Consider the following 14,825-nt stretch of genomic DNA (forward strand, 5'->3'; position numbering starts at 1 on the left):
TCCCCCGCCGCCTTACATGTGCTTGATTTCTTCGGGCATCGGGAAAAACGTGGGATGCCGATAAACCTTGCTGTTGGCCGGTTCGAACAAAGGATCTTTGTCGCCGGGGCTGCTGGCGGAGATGTCCGCGGCGCGCACCACCCAGATGCTCAAGCCTTCATTGCGGCGGGTGTAGACGTCGCGCGCATGGTTGATCGCCATTTCCGCATCGGATGCGTGCAGGCTGCCGACGTGTTTATGCGCCAGGCCGTGCTGGCTGCGGATGAACACTTCCCACAAAGGCCAGTCTTTGCTCATGATGGATATCCTTGGAATGCCGGACGCGCCGCGCGCGTCCGGTCTGCAATGATGAAGAAGGAGAGTGAGGCAGGTGGACCGCTCAGGCGGCCTTGCGCGCTGCCCGCTTGTCGGCGTAGGCCACCAGTGCGTCACGCACCCAGGCGCCGTCCTCGTGCGCCTTGACGCGCGCGGCCAGACGTTCCCGGTTGCAAGGACCATTGCCCTTGAGCACCGCGTAGAACTCGCTCCAGTCGATCTCGCCAAAGTCGTAGTGGCCGCGCTCGGCGTTCCACTTGAGGTCGGGATCGGGCACGGTCAGGCCCAGGTATTCGGCCTGCGGCACGGTCTGGTCCACCATCTTCTGGCGCAGCTCGTCATTGGAGAAGAGCTTGATCTTCCAGGCCATGGACTGGGCGCTATTGGGCGAGTCGGCATCCGACGGGCCAAACATCATCAGCGCGGGCCACCACCAGCGGTTCAGGGAATCTTGCACCATCGCTTTCTGTTCGGGCGTGCCATGCAGGCACATCTGCATCAGCAGGTCGTAGCCCTGGCGCTGGTGGAAGGACTCTTCCTTACAGACGCGCACCATGGCCCGCGCGTACGGACCGTAAGAACAACGGCACAGCGGGATCTGGTTGATGATTGCGGAGCCGTCAACCAGCCAGCCGATCATGCCGATATCGGCCCAGCTGAGCGTGGGGTAGTTGAAGATGCTGGAGTACTTGGCACGGCCAGCATGCAGGTCATCGATCAAATCGTCGCGGGACACGCCCAGCGTTTCCGCTGCGCTGTACAGATAAAGACCGTGTCCGGCTTCGTCTTGCACCTTGGCCAGCAGAATGGCCTTGCGCTTGAGCGACGGGGCGCGGGTGATCCAGTTGCCCTCGGGCAGCATGCCGACAATTTCCGAATGCGCGTGCTGCGAGATCTGGCGCACCAGCGTCTTGCGATAGGCATCGGGCATCCAGTCCTTGGCCTCGATGCGCACACCATCGTCGATGCGGCGCTGGAACGTCTGTTCGCGGCCTTCAAGCTGGTCTGCGGTCTTGACCTGCTTGACGCCGGTTTCGACGAGTTGAGCGTACATATTTGTCTCCTTGAGACGGTTTGCGAAAACGCAAAGCAAACGTTGCGCAGTGCCGTCATGTCATAGGACGATTATTTAATACAAAAAAACCATTGTCAAACTCAAATCTGTATCACATTGGATTTATGTATCATATTGCAGATCCCGATATCGGACGCCTCGTCCCTACCTATGGCAAACCCTCAGTCGCCCCTGGACCGCTTTCTGTCCCGCTTGTTAAAGAGCGACCCGCCCCGCGCAAAATCGCTATGCGTCAGCTTGCTGGGGGACGCGCTGGCGCCACACGGCGGCGCCATCTGGCTGGGAAGCCTGATCGAACTGCTGGCGCCGCTCGGCATCAATGAACGGTTGTTGCGCACCAGCGTCTTCCGCTTGGTCGCGCAGAATTGGCTGCAATCGGAGCGGCACGGACGGCGCAGCCTGTACCTGATCTCCGACCAAGGCATACGGCACACCTCGCATGCGTCGCAGCGCATTTACGAAGGCGCATCGCGCGACTGGAACGGGGAATGGACCCTGGTCGCGCTGCCCCGCACGGGCAACGGACTGGCCGAACGCGCAGAACTGCGCCGCGAGTTGGTCTGGGAAGGTTTTGGCATGATCGCGCCGGGCCTGTTCGCCCATCCGCATACCGAAGCGCGCGCGGCCCACGACATTCTGGAAAAACTCGGCATCCCGGATCGGGCGTTGGTGCTGTCGGCCCGTGACTTGGCCGGCGCCGGCGGTCTGCCCATCGCAAGCCTGGCCTCACAATGCTGGAATCTGGACGATGTGGCCGAGCAGTACCGTCTGTTCTCCAAGAACTTCGGCCCGCTGGAAAAATTGCTGGAAGACCCGCCCTCGCCCACCGAGGCATTCACGGTGCGGGTCATGCTGCTGCATAACTGGCGCCGGATCGTCTTGCACGATCCCCAGCTACCCGGGCCGATGTTGCCCGACAACTGGCCCGGCCATGCCGCGCGCGAATTGTGCGGACGTATCTATTGGAAGGTCTTTGACGCGTCCGAGATCCATCTGGACGCGCTGGCCGGGCAGGACAACGAACGCTATACGCCCTTGATACCAGAAGTTGAATCCCGCTTTGGGGGACGGCCTGTCGTTTGACGCCTTTGCGCCTCGCACACGCAGGGGTCAGCCGGCTTGCCGGCCATCCGACTCCGGCATATCGATGCCCAATGACTCCACATAACACTCGCCGGCCGCATCTCGGCCTGGACCAGGCAGCGCCAGGCCTTGCGGCCTGCCAATAAAAGACAAGGTCCAGCGCGCCTGTATCGGACGCCCCAGCGCCGCGCCAGTATCCGCGTCAACGCCGCTAGGCACATCCAACGCCAGCACCGGCAACTGCCAGGCATTGATCTGATCAATCAAAGATTGCCAGGTAGCATCCAAAGGCCGGTTCAGTCCGATGCCGAACAATCCGTCGATCACCACATCGCAGGCATTGGGCGGCGGCAGTTCAGTCAAGGTGCGGCCCTGCGCTGCGCGCCATGCAGCCCACGCGGCCGCCGCGTCTGGCGGCAGCTTTTCGGGGCCGGATGGCAAATAGACCGCAATGTCATAACCCTGCTCCAGCAGGAGTGCAGCGGCAATCAATGCGTCGCCGCCGTTATTACCGGGGCCAGCCAGGGCAAGCAGGGAAATTGATGCGGGATAGCGCGCGGCGATGAAATCGGCGGCGGCAGCGCCCGCGAGCGGCATCAGCGCCCGGCCGCTGGCCAATGCCAATTGTTCAGCTTGACGGATCTGGGCAACTGAATAGGACGGCATGTAGGGTGCGCGGCGTATGGGTTCAGCCCGAGGATGGGTCCGCCCAGTTTACGCCGCTGCACCGCCCGCCTGTTTACACTTTCAGGAAGTGTTCGCGGTAATACTTGAGTTCGTCGATCGATTCGTAGATGTCGGCCAGCGCTTCGTGACGGCTCTTCTTTTCAAAGCCCTTGTACACGGCCGGCGCCCAGCGGCGCGCCAATTCCTTCAGCGTGCTGACATCCAGGTTGCGGTAATGGAAGAACTGTTCCAACCGCGGCATGTAAGCAAACATGAACCGGCGGTCTTGGCTGATGGTGTTGCCGCACAAGGGCGATTTGCCTGCCGGCACATGCTGCGCAAGAAACGCCAACAGCGTATCCTCTGCCTGCGCCTCGGACACCGTCGATGCCTTGACCTTGTCGATCAGGCCGCTCTTGCCGTGGGTGGATTTGTTCCAGCTGTCCATGGCGTCGAGCAAGCTGTCGGACTGGTGAACCACCAGCACGGGGCCTTCGGCCACAACCGTCAGGTCGGGTTCGGTCACCACGACGGCGACCTCGATGATGCGCTCTTTCTCAGGGTCGAGCCCGGTCATTTCCATGTCGAGCCAGACCAAGCGGTTTTCGTTCACAGCCATATAATTTGCCTATAAAACACGCGATTTTCGCACATCCCTACTTGAGCAAACTGCTTCGCCCATGTTCACACTGCTGTTCGTTGCTTTCCTGCTGACTGACGTTGCTGTACGCCTGTGGCTGGCTTCGCGCCAGATTCGCCATGTTGCGCGCAATCGTGGCGAGGTGCCACCCGAATTCTCGCACCGTATCGGGCTGGCAAGCCATCAGCGCGCGGCAGACTACACCGTAGCGCGCGTCAAGCTTGGCATGCTGGAGCGCACCTACGACGCGATCCTGCTGGTGTGCCTGACCCTGATGGGCGGGCTGCAATACATAGACTTGATGGTAGGCCAGCTTACCAGCAACGATTTTCTGCGGCAGATGCTGTTGCTGGTGACGGTCGCCTTGCTTCTTGGCGTGCTGGGGCTGCCCTTCACGCTGTGGCGGCAATTCAAGCTGGAGGCGCGCTTCGGGTTCAATCGGATGACGCCCGAGCTCTTCATCGCTGATGCGGTCAAGGGCCTGCTGGTGGCTGCCGTACTGGGCCTGCCTCTTGCCGCCGCCGTGCTGTGGCTGATGGGTAGCGCTGGCGTGTACTGGTGGGTTTGGGCCTGGGCGCTATGGACCGTATTCAACCTGGCGCTGCTGATCATCTACCCGATGTTCATCGCCCCGCTCTTCAACAAGTTCACGCCGCTGTCCGACCCCGAACTCGCCGGACGCATCCAGCGCCTGGCCCAACGCTGCGGTTTTGCGCTCAATGGCCTGTTCGTGATGGACGGCTCGCGCCGCTCTGCCCATGGCAATGCGTATTTCACGGGTTTTGGCCGGTCGCGCCGCATTGTGTTTTTTGACACCTTGCTTGCCCGCCTGAACGGCGACGAGATCGAAGCCGTGCTGGCGCACGAATTGGGGCATTTCGCCAAGCGCCACATCATCAAGCGCATTGTCTTCAGTTTTGCCGCTGCGCTGGTATTCTTCGCCATCCTGGGCTGGATCGCCCAACAGCCGTGGTTCTATGTGGGACTGGGCGTCATGCCGCAATTGGGCGGACGCAACGACGCCATGGCATTGCTGCTGTTCTTCCTGGTCATCCCCGTATTCACCTTCATCTTTACGCCGTTGGCCAGTTGGTACTCGCGCCGCGACGAATTCGAAGCGGACCGCTATGCGGCCGAGCAGAGTTCGCCCGACCGCCTGGTTTCCGCCCTGGTCAAACTCTATGACGACAACGCCGCAACGCTGACTCCCGACCCTGTGCATTCCGCCTTCTACGATAGCCATCCCCCCGCCGCCGTGCGCATCCGCCACCTGATGGCGCCCGCCGCATGAGCGTGCCGCGCACCCCCAAAAAAACCGCTCCGGGCGCGTTGCCTGCCGACGCGCCGCTTGAAGGCCGCATCATTGCCGCCCATGGCCGTCACTACACCGTGGAGTTTGCGGATGGCACCGTGCGTAAGTGCTTCCCGCGCGGCAAGAAGGCCGGCGCGGCCGTGGGCGATTATGTGCACATTACGCCCCAAGGCAAAGACGAAGGCGCGCTCGACACCATTCTGCCGCGGCGCAACCTGCTGTTCCGCTCGGACGAAATGCGCTCCAAGCAGTTCGCCTCCAACGTAGATCAGTTGCTCATCGTGATCGCCGTGCGGCCGACCTTCTCAGACGACCTGACCGGCCGCGCGCTGGCGGGCGCCTGGAGCGCGGGCATTTCGCCGCTGATTGTGCTGAACAAGACCGATCTGGCAGACGAGTTGCCAGCGGCGCGCGCGCGCCTGGCGCCCATCGCCGCTTTGGGTGTGCCCGTTATCGAACTCAGCGCTCTGGAGCCCGAAAAGGTCCACACCTTGCTCGCGCCAAGACTAGCCGGACGCACCAACCTGCTGCTGGGCCAAAGCGGCATGGGCAAATCGACGCTGCTCAATGTACTGGTGCCTGGCGCGGCCGCCCCTACCCGCGAGCATTCCACCGCGCTGGACATGGGCAAGCACACCACCACCAGCACCAAGCTTTACCACCTGCCTGGCCCGGGCGGCGATCTAATCGACTCCCCCGGATTCCAGGCCTTTGGTTTGCAGCATCTGACGCGCGAAGACATCATCCGGGGCTTCCCGGAATTCACGCAGCCCATCGAACAATGCCGCTTCTACAACTGCACGCACCGGCAAGAACCGGGCTGCGGGGTGTTGGCGGCGCTGAAAGACGGCAAGATCGATCCGTTCCGCTACGCCTTGTACGAACGCATTCTGGACGAGAATCTGGCGGGTCAACAGCGCTATTGAGCCCTGTTGAACCTTCATGCAAAACGGCCCTGATGGGCCGTTTTTTTTGGATAGTGCTTATGGGTTTTGCCTTCAGCGCGGCTGCAACCCGTTGCGCAATAGATGGTACAGATTGCGCAGCATGCCGGCCGTAGCGCCCCAGATGAAGTGATTGCCATAGGGCATGCCGTAGTAGTTGCGTACGCGGCCATCATCCAGCCGCGCTTCATACAGGCGATGGTTGGCTGGATCCATCAAAAAAGACAGCGGCACTTCAAATACTTCCGCCACTTCAAATGCGTCGGGCGCCAGATCAAAACCCGGCCGCACCAATGACACCACGGGAATGATCGAAAAACCCGTCGCCGTCAGGTATGGCGGCATGCTTCCCAGCACTTCCACATGATTGGATGGCAGCCCCGTTTCTTCCTCGGCTTCTCGCAAGGCGGCAGCCACCGGCGTTGAATCGCTGGTTTCGATGCGCCCGCCCGGAAAGCTGATCTGACCCGCGTGGTCGTGCAGATGGGCAGCGCGCTGAGTCAGCATGATGTGCACGCCGTTATCACGGGCCACCAGCGGAATCAGCACTGCGGCCGGCACAGGCGTGCCTTCTCGCCCGGGATAGCGCAGATCGTTGTCGCGAGAAAGCTCCAGCGTCCAGGTGGACGGCTGGCTGAGCGTGCCCCGCAGGGAATCCGGGGTCAACAATGTGGCGGGCACGGCCGGCAAAGATTCGTTGGCGACCACCCACGGTTGCGTCGCCGGATCAAAGCCGGGGCGAGCGAGCGGCCGTCGGGGCCGCGCGGAATACGAGGAATCAGACATTCGGCTTTGCAAAAAGAAAAAGGCACCCTCGCAGGTGCCTTTTTAACCCGGAAACCTGTGCCGGACGAAAACGCTTGATGGCGCGGACGTCCGACACTGGTAGGGCCGTGTGCCGATAAGCGATCAAGCCGCCGAGGCTTGCTTGCTGACCAGCTTTTCCTTGATACGTGCCGACTTGCCCGAGCGGAAGCGCAGGTAGTACAGCTTGGCGCGGCGCACGTCGCCGCGGCGCTTAACTTCGATGCCGGCGATTTGCGGCGAGTACAGCTGGAACGTACGTTCCACGGCTTCACCCGACGAAATCTTGCGCACGGTGAACGCGGAGTTCAGGCCGCGGTTGCGCTTGGCGATAACAACGCCTTCGAAAGCCTGCACGCGCTTGCGGGTGCCTTCAACGACGTTCACGCTCACGATGACGGTGTCACCAGGAGCAAATTCAGGCTTGGCTTGGCCGCCGGTCAGACGGGCAATTTCTTCCTGTTCCAGGATAGCGATAAGGTTCATTAGATTTCCTAGATCATCGTGTCTTTGCGGACTAAAACTTTTGCCGTTCGATGTTGTTCATGTAGCTTCAGACGAAATCACTTCTGGTTCATGGGGTAGAAACACCACCAAGATCAGATGCGCCCGCTTCAATCTGCATGTGCATGCCCGCGCAACCCGGTGGATTGGTAAGCGATGCTCGTACCGCAAGCAGAGGATGAGATTTGGCAAACCAATGATTCTACACCAAAAATTGGCCAACCCCTCAGGTAAAATGGCGCTCTTCCAACGGCTTTGCTGTACGCTAGCCTCCCTTGTAACAAACACGTCATCTGACGACGCTGTTCCCTCATGTCGTATACGTCCCTGATATTGGTCGTCCTGGCGGCGATGGCCCACGCCACGTGGAATCTGCTTGCCAAACGCGCGGCCATGGTGGGCGCTCCCTTTGTATTTGCCTACGGCCTGTGCGCCTCGGTGCTCTATGCGCCCTGGGTAATCTGGGTGCTGCTGCACGACGGCATGACGTGGACGTGGCCAGTGGCAGGGGCGATTCTGACTTCCAGCCTGTTGCATCTGGGCTACAGCTTATGCCTGCAACGCGGGTATCAGGTCGCGGACCTGTCGGTGGTCTACCCCATCGCGCGGGGCACCGGCCCCCTGCTATCCACAACCGGCGCCTTTCTGTTGTTGGGCGAACCTGCCACCAGCACCGGAATCATCGGCATGCTGTGCGTGGTGGTCGGCGTGTTGCTGATCGCCACCCAGGGGCGGCTCGCTATCTTCAAGAACCCCCAAGCCTGGATAGGCGTGCGGTGGGGCATGGTGATTGGCCTGTTTATTGCCGCCTATACGGTCGTGGATGCCTATGGCGTCAAGGTGCTGCTGATCAGCCCGGTGCTGTTCGACTGGTTCACTTGCGTGACCCGTACCACCATGATGACCCCGCACATGCTCAAGCGCCGCGCTCAGGCGTGGGAGGCCATGCGGGGGCATTGGCATCTGGCGCTGGCCGTCGGGCTGCTATCGCCGCTGGGCTACATCTTGGTGCTATATGCCTTGCGCAATGGAGCGCCGCTGAGTCTGGTGGCCCCAGCACGCGAGATGTCTATGATGCTGGGCACCTTGGCCGGCATGTTTCTGCTGCGTGAAAAAGTGGGTCCGGGCCGTCTGGCCGGCTGCCTGTCGATCTTGGCGGGCGTAATACTGTTGGGCTCCAGCTAAACCGCGCAACGGAGGGGCCGAGAACTGCCCGCTTAAAAGCCGGCAGCTGCACCCAGCCACATCAGCGCGGGAATGATGGCGCCCCAGGACAACACCATCACCACATCAATCACCATGGACTTCATGCTGACCTGAGCCGAAACCGGTTCCACCGTGGCGTTCCCCAAACTGCGCTCGCTCCAGGCGGGCGCAGCGGCGATCGGGGCGCTGGGCGCCAACTGCGGAACGGCTGAGGGAGCCAGAGTAGGAGCAGGCACGGCTACGGGAACAATGCCCGTTTGGCCGGTCAGCGTGCCCTCTTCTACCGGCACAGGCGGGAACGGCCACCTTGCCGGGCCCGTAACAGCGCGTACACGTGGACGCTGCTGCACATTGGCCGTTGAACTGTTCCAAGGCATGGCCAGCCCCACCAATTTGGTGCAGACCGCCCGAGCACGATGGGCGCTGCGGCGCAGCGGATTCAGCGAAACGACCAGGTCATCCGACAAAACGGAAAAATCAGCGGTGTTCATAAGAACTCCTTGGATAGATGATCCCATGCCGTGACAACGCGTCTTGGCATGTACCCGCAGCATCAGTTGGCGCGGCAAGGACCGCGCCCAGCTTGAGCCATGGGTCAATCAAACAAAGACAACTGTCCTGCTGCCAGTGCGCGCAACTGCCGCGCACCGCGGCCATAGGCGCCGCTGACTGCGGGCAAACCATCGGAAAGAGGGACCCCAGAAGACGCTTTCGCGCCAACCGAGGATGGGAAAGCGGGGGAATCAGGCGCATCGGACAAGCCGGCGGCCCGTTCAACGAAAAGCGACTGCGTGGCATTGGGCGCCCGGGGCGGCTGGAAATGGTCGCAGTCCAGCGCCAGCCGGTGGCGGTTCAGCCCCAGCTTGCGCGTAGCCACGCCGAAGCGCTGACGCAGCAAGTCGGCCCAGATGCCAGTGCCGCGCATGCGAGTGCCGAAATCAGGGTCGTTGCGGCGGCCATTGCGCAGGTCTTCAATACGGTGGAGCACGCGCTGGGCGCGGTCCGGAAAATGGGCGTTCAGCCAATCTTCGAACAGGGTTTTGACCTCCCAGGGAAGGCGCACGACGGTGTAGCTGGCGTAATGCGCGCCTGCCGCCTTGGACTCCTGGAGGATATGTTCCATGGATTCATCGTTGATGAACGGGATGACCGGGGCCACCAGCACTCCCACCGGCACACCCGCATCGGTCAGGCTGCGCACGGCTTCCAGACGGCGCCAGGGGGCTGAAGCGCGCGGTTCCATCGTGCGCGCCATGCCGGCGTCCAGCGTGGTGATGCTCATGTAGACCACGACCAGCTTTTGTTCAGCCAACGCCGCCAGCAAGTCCAGATCTCGGGCGACCAGCGCGTTCTTGGTGACGATGGTGAGCGGATGCCGGGTTTCCAGCATCAGTTCCAACATGCCGCGCGTCAGCCGCCAATCGCGCTCAATAGGCTGATAGGCGTCTGTGGCGGAACCGATATTGATGGGCGACGGCTTATACCCCGGGCGGCTGAGTTCGGCCCGCAGCGCTTGTACGGCGTTCGCCTTGGCCACCAGCCGGGTTTCGAAGTCCAGCCCGGGAGACAGCCCCAGATACGAATGCGTGGGACGGGCATAGCAATAGACGCAGCCGTGTTCGCAACCCCGGTAAGGGTTGACTGCCACATCGAAGGGAATATCGGGTGAATCGTTGCGCGACAACATCTTGCGCGCTTCTTCCGCCGTGACGGTAGTCTTGGGTGCGGCAGGCGCTACCCGAGAATCCGGCAGGATTGGAATGATTTTCGAACTATTGGGGACAGATTCGACAAAATCTGCTGGTAGACCTGAAGCTGACCAGCCGTCATCGATCTGTTCGCGAGCATCGCGTTCAAAGCGATGCCGAACATTAGTAACCGCACCCCGACCGCGCAAGGCGGCGGGGGCGGCAGCCGGGGACCCAGAACCGGCGGGAAAAGAATGATCGGTGCGTGCCATAAAAACTACTGTACAAAAACACAGTGGTTTTGACAAGCACCAAAAGCCTTTTCGTAAGACAGCCCCACTTTACCGCAAGACGCGAGCCCCGTCTGAACAAATCGTTTTCACCAGGTGATATCGACTGGAGAGCCGCGCCAGTATTGGATTTGGAAGAAAAACAACAGAGAAAAAAGGGGCCGGAAACCCGTTGTTTTCCGGCCCCTTCGTGATGCGGCCGTGGCTTAACGCAACATGCCCGCCGCAGCCGTCTGATGCGTGACTTCATCGATCAAAATGAATGAGCCAGTGGCAGGCACATCGGTGTATCGATCGACCGCCAAGGCCTCGCGTGTCGTCAACGTTACGCGTCCGATATCGTTCATGCGCAACGTGCCTTCCGTGTTCTCCACCTCTTGCAATTCATGGATGTCGCGATGCGTGAGCACCGTGCGGATCTTCGCGGAGGTCAGGCGCGTGCCGGCCTTCAACAAATATTTGCGCGCAGGATTCAACGCTTGCGTATCCAACCAGCACAGCTCCGCTTCGAACTCACGCGTCACTTGCGCAGGCGCTTCGGTATGCACGATCACATCACCGCGCGACACGTCCACATCGCGATCCAACACCAGCGTGATTGAATCGCCCGCCACCGCTTCATCCAGCACGCGGTCAAACGAGCGCACTTCGCGCACCACCGCCGGCACACCCGACGGCTGCACGGTGACTTCGTCCCCCGGCCGCAGCACGCCGCTGGCCACACGTCCGGCATACCCTCGAAAATCTTCTTTGCGATCGCCATCATGACGCGCCACCCACTGCACCGGAAAACGCAGCGGCAATGCGCGTCCGTCGCTTGCCAGGTCCAGCGATTCGAGCAGTGCCAGCAAAGGCTGTCCTTCGTACCACGGCGTCTTGGGCGACAGCGTGACCACGTTGTCGCCATTCAATGCGGACAGCGGCAGCGCATCGAAATGCTCGATGCCCAGTTTGCCGGCCAAGTCCGCGTAGGCTTCGCGGATGCGCTCGAACACCGCGCGGTCCCAATCCACCAGATCCATCTTGTTGACGGCCACCACGATATGGCGAATACCGAGCAGACGCGCGATGGTGCTGTGCCGCTTGGTTTGCGCCAGCAGCTTGCCGTCGGCCGCGCGCGTAGCGTCGATCAGGATCACCGCGACATCCGCCGTCGATGCGCCCGTGACCATGTTGCGCGTGTACTGCTCGTGGCCCGGTGCGTCGGCGATGATGAATTTGCGGGCAGGCGTCGAGAAGTAGCGATACGCCACATCGATCGTAATGCCCTGCTCCCGCTCGGCTTCCAACCCGTCGGTCAGCAGCGCAAAGTCAATGCCGTCGCCCGCCACGCGCTTGTGCTTGGCGCGCGAGATTGCATCCAGCTGATCCGCAAACACGCCCTTGCTGTCGTAAAGCAAGCGCCCGATCAGCGTGGATTTGCCGTCATCAACGGAACCCGCTGTGATCAGGCGCAGCAAGCCGGTACCGGCGCCGGAAAGAAAAGAATCGTTCACTGCATTCATGTGCGTCCCCTGCCGCTGGCCGTGGCCAGCGTATCGTGCATTCAGAAATAGCCTTCTTTCTTGCGGCGCTCCATCGAGGCCTCGGAAGTCTGGTCGTCCATGCGCGTGGCGCCGCGCTCGGTGATATCGGTTACCGCCGTCTCGGCGATGATGGCGTAGGTATCGGCCGCGTCGGACGCCACGGGGCACGTGCACGAGATATCGCCCACGGTGCGAAAACGCACCGGCAGACGTTCCACCTGCTCGCCATCTTGCGGCGGCGTCAGGCGCGTGACCGGAACCAGCAAGCCCTTGCGCCGCACCACTTCGCGCTCGTGGCTGTAATAGATGGACGGCAGCGCCAGCTGCTCACGCTGGATGTACTGCCAGACGTCCAGTTCGGTCCAGTTGGAAATCGGAAAGACGCGCATGTTCTCGCCGCGATGCACGCGGGTGTTGAACAGGCTCCACAACTCCGGGCGCTGCGCCTTGGGGTCCCACTGGCCGAATTCGTCGCGAAAGGAAAAAATGCGTTCCTTCGCGCGCGCTTTCTCTTCGTCGCGCCGGGCGCCGCCAATGCAGGCGTCAAAACCGAATTCCTCGATGGCTTCCAGCAGCGTCACGGCCTGAGCCGCATTACGCGAATCGGTCTCGCGACGCAGCACCACGGAACCGCGTTTGATCGAGTCTTCGACACTGCGGACGATCAGCGTCTCGCCCAGCTCTGCCGCGCGGCGGTCGCGAAACGCGATCACCTCGTCGAAATTGTGGCCGGTGTCGATATGCATCAGCGGAAACGGAAACCGTCCCGGCCGGAAGGCCTTTTCAGCCAGACGCAACAACACGACCGAATCTTTTCCGCCGGAAAACAGCAGCACAGGCTTTTCACTTTCCGCGGCGACTTCGCGCATGATGAATATCGCTTCGGACTCCAGCCAATCCAAGTGGCTGCGTTGGATCACAGCAGACATAGTTATTCCCTTAAAACAGATTTCGAATTCGTCGCCGGCGTCAGCCGCCGCGCGTCACTACACTGATGACCCGGTTGCCCGCATGCAGTCCGCATTCCTTGGAATCAGACGACTCCCACCACCAGCGTCCCGCCCGCAGGTCTTCTCCTGGCCGGATTGCGCGCGTACAGGGTTCGCACCCGATGGACGGGTAGCCCTGGTCATGCAGCGGGTTGTAAGGAATGCCCAGCGCGCGAATCGCGGCCCAGACGTCGTCTTCGCTCCATTCGGCCAGCGGATTGAATTTGTATAGGCCAAAGGTCGAGTCCTGCTCTTCCAGCGGCAATTCGCCACGCGTGGTGGACTGCGCGCGCCGCTGTCCGGTGATCCACGCGCCGCGGCCGGACAAGGCACGTTTTAGCGGCTCGACTTTGCGGATCTGGCAACAGGCTTTGCGCAGGTCTACGCTTTCGTAGAACGCGAAGGCGCCATGCTCGGCTACGTGCCGTTCAACTGCACCGGCGTCCGGGTGGTAGATCGTGACATCACGTCCATAGCGAGCGCTTACCGCATCCAACACACCCAGCGTCTCGGCATGCAGCCGGCCCGTATCCAGCGAAAACACTTCCAGATCCAGACCCGAGTCATAGATGGCATGGGTCAAGACCATGTCTTCGGCGGCCAAGGACGAGGCCAGCGCAGCATCGGGATAGCGGCGCTGAATCTCGGCCAGGCGGGCTGTCAGCTCGCGCCAGCGCAAGGCCAAGGCTGCATTCAACTCAGATGACACCGCCGCCGTCATGATTGCACCGCGAAGATGCGCGCGCGGCGGGGCCGGGCCAACAGCGTTTCGCCATCGCGCAGGTTCAACTCCCGATACAGATACTCGGGCACTTCGGCTTCAATGATGGCGTCGGAATCCTGACGAGACAGTTCCAGATACGCGCTGGGGCCAGCCAGATAGGCATGCGCCAAACGCACAGGAATCCCCTCTCCGCCCGCCCGGTAGCGCTCAATATCGAATTCGTGCGGACGCACATAAGCAGTGGCGTGCTGGGCATCCGCCTGGGCCAGGTCCGGCGCCGGCAGAGACAGGCCGGCCCCTTCCCAGATGCCGCGCGTCGCCACGCCTTGAAGCTGATTCACATCCCCCAGGAAGCCATAGACAAACGGCGTGGCGGGGCCTTCCCACACTTCACGCGGCGTGCCTACCTGCTCGATCTGACCGGCATTCATCAGAACCACGCGATCCGACACTTCCAGCGCTTCTTCCTGATCGTGCGTCACGAACACACTGGCCACATTCAATTCATCATGCAGCCGGCGCAGCCAGCGGCGCAGTTCTTTGCGCACCTTGGCATCCAGCGCACCGAACGGCTCGTCCAGCAACAGCACGCGGGGTTCCACGGCCAATGCGCGCGCCAGGGCAATACGCTGACGCTGCCCGCCGGACAGCTGAGCCGGATAGCGGTCTGCCAGCCAGTCCAGTTGCACCAGACTCAACAGATCGTGCACCTTGCGCTGGATCTGATCTTCGGACGGACGCTGCGAACGGTGCTTGACGCGCAAGCCGAAGGCCACGTTCTCAAATACCGTCATGTGCTTGAACAGCGCGTAGTGCTGGAACACGAAACCGACCTGGCGCTGCCGTACATCCACGGCGGTCGCGTCCTCGCCGCCGAACAGCACGCTGCCGGTATCGGCCGATTCCAGCCCGGCAATAATGCGCAGCAGCGTGGTCTTGCCGCAGCCGGAAGGCCCCAACAGCGCCACCAGCTCGCCCGTTTCGATATGCAGCGACACGTCGTTCAGCGCGCGGAACTGGCCGAACTGCTTGGATAGATTGCGAACTTCGATACTCATG

At 61.6% G+C, this 14,825-nt stretch carries 16 protein-coding genes; 4 read left to right on the forward strand and 12 right to left on the reverse strand.

Going from position 1 to position 14,825, the window contains the following annotated elements:
• Nucleotides 1-12: 12 nt before the first annotated feature.
• Together paaB and paaA are read right to left on the reverse strand one after the other, a co-directional pair.
• Nucleotides 13-297 carry a 1,2-phenylacetyl-CoA epoxidase subunit PaaB gene (gene paaB / locus RAS12_RS14345; protein WP_025140200.1) on the reverse strand — a complete coding sequence of 95 codons (285 nt, stop codon included), beginning with the start codon at nt 295-297 and terminating at the stop codon, nt 13-15.
• 82 nt (nt 298-379) lie between these two features.
• Nucleotides 380-1,369: a 1,2-phenylacetyl-CoA epoxidase subunit PaaA gene (gene paaA / locus RAS12_RS14350; RefSeq protein WP_306951020.1), complete on the reverse strand. Its 990-nt coding sequence runs from the start codon at nt 1,367-1,369 to the stop codon at nt 380-382.
• A 171-nt stretch (nt 1,370-1,540) separates the two neighbouring features.
• Between paaA and paaX the strand changes: the two genes are divergently transcribed.
• The gene (gene paaX / locus RAS12_RS14355) at nt 1,541-2,473 is read left to right on the forward strand and encodes a phenylacetic acid degradation operon negative regulatory protein PaaX (protein WP_306951022.1); all 933 of its coding nucleotides are present in this window, start codon (nt 1,541-1,543) and stop codon (nt 2,471-2,473) included.
• A 27-nt stretch (nt 2,474-2,500) separates the two neighbouring features.
• Here the strand turns inward: paaX and RAS12_RS14360 are convergent, their stop codons facing one another.
• Nucleotides 2,501-3,139, reverse strand: a complete 639-nt coding sequence (locus RAS12_RS14360; protein ID WP_306951024.1) for an NAD(P)H-hydrate epimerase — start codon at nt 3,137-3,139, stop codon at nt 2,501-2,503.
• Between the two features lie 73 nt (nt 3,140-3,212).
• Nucleotides 3,213-3,758 carry an oligoribonuclease gene (orn, locus tag RAS12_RS14365; protein ID WP_306951026.1) on the reverse strand — a complete coding sequence of 182 codons (546 nt, stop codon included), beginning with the start codon at nt 3,756-3,758 and terminating at the stop codon, nt 3,213-3,215.
• 61 nt (nt 3,759-3,819) lie between these two features.
• Here orn and RAS12_RS14370 point away from each other — a divergent pair, with 61 nt between their 5' ends.
• Both RAS12_RS14370 and rsgA read left to right on the forward strand, forming a co-directional pair.
• Nucleotides 3,820-5,070 carry a M48 family metallopeptidase gene (locus tag RAS12_RS14370; RefSeq protein ID WP_306951027.1) on the forward strand — a complete coding sequence of 417 codons (1,251 nt, stop codon included), beginning with the start codon at nt 3,820-3,822 and terminating at the stop codon, nt 5,068-5,070.
• Nucleotides 5,067-6,017 carry a ribosome small subunit-dependent GTPase A gene (rsgA, locus tag RAS12_RS14375; RefSeq protein ID WP_306951029.1) on the forward strand — a complete coding sequence of 317 codons (951 nt, stop codon included), beginning with the start codon at nt 5,067-5,069 and terminating at the stop codon, nt 6,015-6,017. Before RAS12_RS14370 ends, rsgA begins: the two co-directional genes overlap by 4 nt.
• 72 nt (nt 6,018-6,089) lie before the next feature.
• Here the strand turns inward: rsgA and RAS12_RS14380 are convergent, their stop codons facing one another.
• Nucleotides 6,090-6,821 (reverse strand): CoA pyrophosphatase, encoded by a 732-nt coding sequence (locus tag RAS12_RS14380; RefSeq protein ID WP_306951031.1) that lies wholly within the window; start codon nt 6,819-6,821, stop codon nt 6,090-6,092.
• A 123-nt stretch (nt 6,822-6,944) separates the two neighbouring features.
• A complete protein-coding gene (gene rplS, locus RAS12_RS14385) occupies nt 6,945-7,325 on the reverse strand; it encodes a 50S ribosomal protein L19 (protein WP_057284957.1) in 381 nt (126 codons plus the stop codon).
• 330 nt (nt 7,326-7,655) lie between these two features.
• Here rplS and RAS12_RS14390 point away from each other — a divergent pair, with 330 nt between their 5' ends.
• Entirely contained in the window at nt 7,656-8,528 is an 873-nt protein-coding gene (locus tag RAS12_RS14390; protein WP_306951036.1) for an EamA family transporter, read from the forward strand.
• A gap of 32 nt (nt 8,529-8,560) precedes the next feature.
• Here the strand turns inward: RAS12_RS14390 and RAS12_RS14395 are convergent, their stop codons facing one another.
• From RAS12_RS14395 to RAS12_RS14420, 6 genes are all read right to left on the reverse strand, one after another.
• Nucleotides 8,561-9,040 (reverse strand): hypothetical protein, encoded by a 480-nt coding sequence (locus tag RAS12_RS14395; RefSeq protein WP_306951037.1) that lies wholly within the window; start codon nt 9,038-9,040, stop codon nt 8,561-8,563.
• A gap of 104 nt (nt 9,041-9,144) precedes the next feature.
• Nucleotides 9,145-10,509, reverse strand: a complete 1,365-nt coding sequence (locus RAS12_RS14400; protein ID WP_306951038.1) for a PA0069 family radical SAM protein — start codon at nt 10,507-10,509, stop codon at nt 9,145-9,147.
• Nucleotides 10,510-10,733: 224 nt separating this feature from the next.
• The gene (locus tag RAS12_RS14405; protein ID WP_306951039.1) at nt 10,734-12,032 is read right to left on the reverse strand and encodes a sulfate adenylyltransferase subunit 1; all 1,299 of its coding nucleotides are present in this window, start codon (nt 12,030-12,032) and stop codon (nt 10,734-10,736) included.
• A gap of 41 nt (nt 12,033-12,073) precedes the next feature.
• The gene (cysD, locus tag RAS12_RS14410; protein WP_306951041.1) at nt 12,074-12,982 is read right to left on the reverse strand and encodes a sulfate adenylyltransferase subunit CysD; all 909 of its coding nucleotides are present in this window, start codon (nt 12,980-12,982) and stop codon (nt 12,074-12,076) included.
• Nucleotides 12,983-13,022: 40 nt separating this feature from the next.
• Nucleotides 13,023-13,763 carry a phosphoadenylyl-sulfate reductase gene (locus RAS12_RS14415; protein WP_306951043.1) on the reverse strand — a complete coding sequence of 247 codons (741 nt, stop codon included), beginning with the start codon at nt 13,761-13,763 and terminating at the stop codon, nt 13,023-13,025.
• Entirely contained in the window at nt 13,760-14,824 is a 1,065-nt protein-coding gene (locus RAS12_RS14420) for a sulfate/molybdate ABC transporter ATP-binding protein (protein ID WP_306951045.1), read from the reverse strand. The genes RAS12_RS14415 and RAS12_RS14420 overlap by 4 nt, the downstream gene beginning before the upstream one ends.
• Between the last annotated feature and the right edge of the window lies 1 nt (nt 14,825).

Source organism: Achromobacter seleniivolatilans, from assembly GCF_030864005.1.
GTDB classification, from domain to species: domain Bacteria; phylum Pseudomonadota; class Gammaproteobacteria; order Burkholderiales; family Burkholderiaceae_B; genus Achromobacter; species Achromobacter seleniivolatilans.

Coding starts and splice junctions, on each gene's coding strand:
- RAS12_RS14405 (WP_306951039.1), bottom strand. CDS start 12,032: ATGAATGCAGTGAACGATTCTTTTCTTTCCGGCGCCGGTACCGGCTTG.
- RAS12_RS14390 (WP_306951036.1), top strand. CDS start 7,656: ATGTCGTATACGTCCCTGATATTGGTCGTCCTGGCGGCGATGGCCCAC.
- RAS12_RS14360 (WP_306951024.1), bottom strand. CDS start 3,139: ATGCCGTCCTATTCAGTTGCCCAGATCCGTCAAGCTGAACAATTGGCA.
- RAS12_RS14380 (WP_306951031.1), bottom strand. CDS start 6,821: ATGTCTGATTCCTCGTATTCCGCGCGGCCCCGACGGCCGCTCGCTCGC.
- rplS (WP_057284957.1), bottom strand. CDS start 7,325: ATGAACCTTATCGCTATCCTGGAACAGGAAGAAATTGCCCGTCTGACC.
- RAS12_RS14400 (WP_306951038.1), bottom strand. CDS start 10,509: ATGGCACGCACCGATCATTCTTTTCCCGCCGGTTCTGGGTCCCCGGCT.
- cysD (WP_306951041.1), bottom strand. CDS start 12,982: ATGTCTGCTGTGATCCAACGCAGCCACTTGGATTGGCTGGAGTCCGAA.
- orn (WP_306951026.1), bottom strand. CDS start 3,758: ATGGCTGTGAACGAAAACCGCTTGGTCTGGCTCGACATGGAAATGACC.
- RAS12_RS14370 (WP_306951027.1), top strand. CDS start 3,820: ATGTTCACACTGCTGTTCGTTGCTTTCCTGCTGACTGACGTTGCTGTA.
- paaA (WP_306951020.1), bottom strand. CDS start 1,369: ATGTACGCTCAACTCGTCGAAACCGGCGTCAAGCAGGTCAAGACCGCA.
- RAS12_RS14395 (WP_306951037.1), bottom strand. CDS start 9,040: ATGAACACCGCTGATTTTTCCGTTTTGTCGGATGACCTGGTCGTTTCG.
- paaX (WP_306951022.1), top strand. CDS start 1,541: ATGGCAAACCCTCAGTCGCCCCTGGACCGCTTTCTGTCCCGCTTGTTA.
- rsgA (WP_306951029.1), top strand. CDS start 5,067: ATGAGCGTGCCGCGCACCCCCAAAAAAACCGCTCCGGGCGCGTTGCCT.
- RAS12_RS14420 (WP_306951045.1), bottom strand. CDS start 14,824: ATGAGTATCGAAGTTCGCAATCTATCCAAGCAGTTCGGCCAGTTCCGC.
- paaB (WP_025140200.1), bottom strand. CDS start 297: ATGAGCAAAGACTGGCCTTTGTGGGAAGTGTTCATCCGCAGCCAGCAC.
- RAS12_RS14415 (WP_306951043.1), bottom strand. CDS start 13,763: ATGACGGCGGCGGTGTCATCTGAGTTGAATGCAGCCTTGGCCTTGCGC.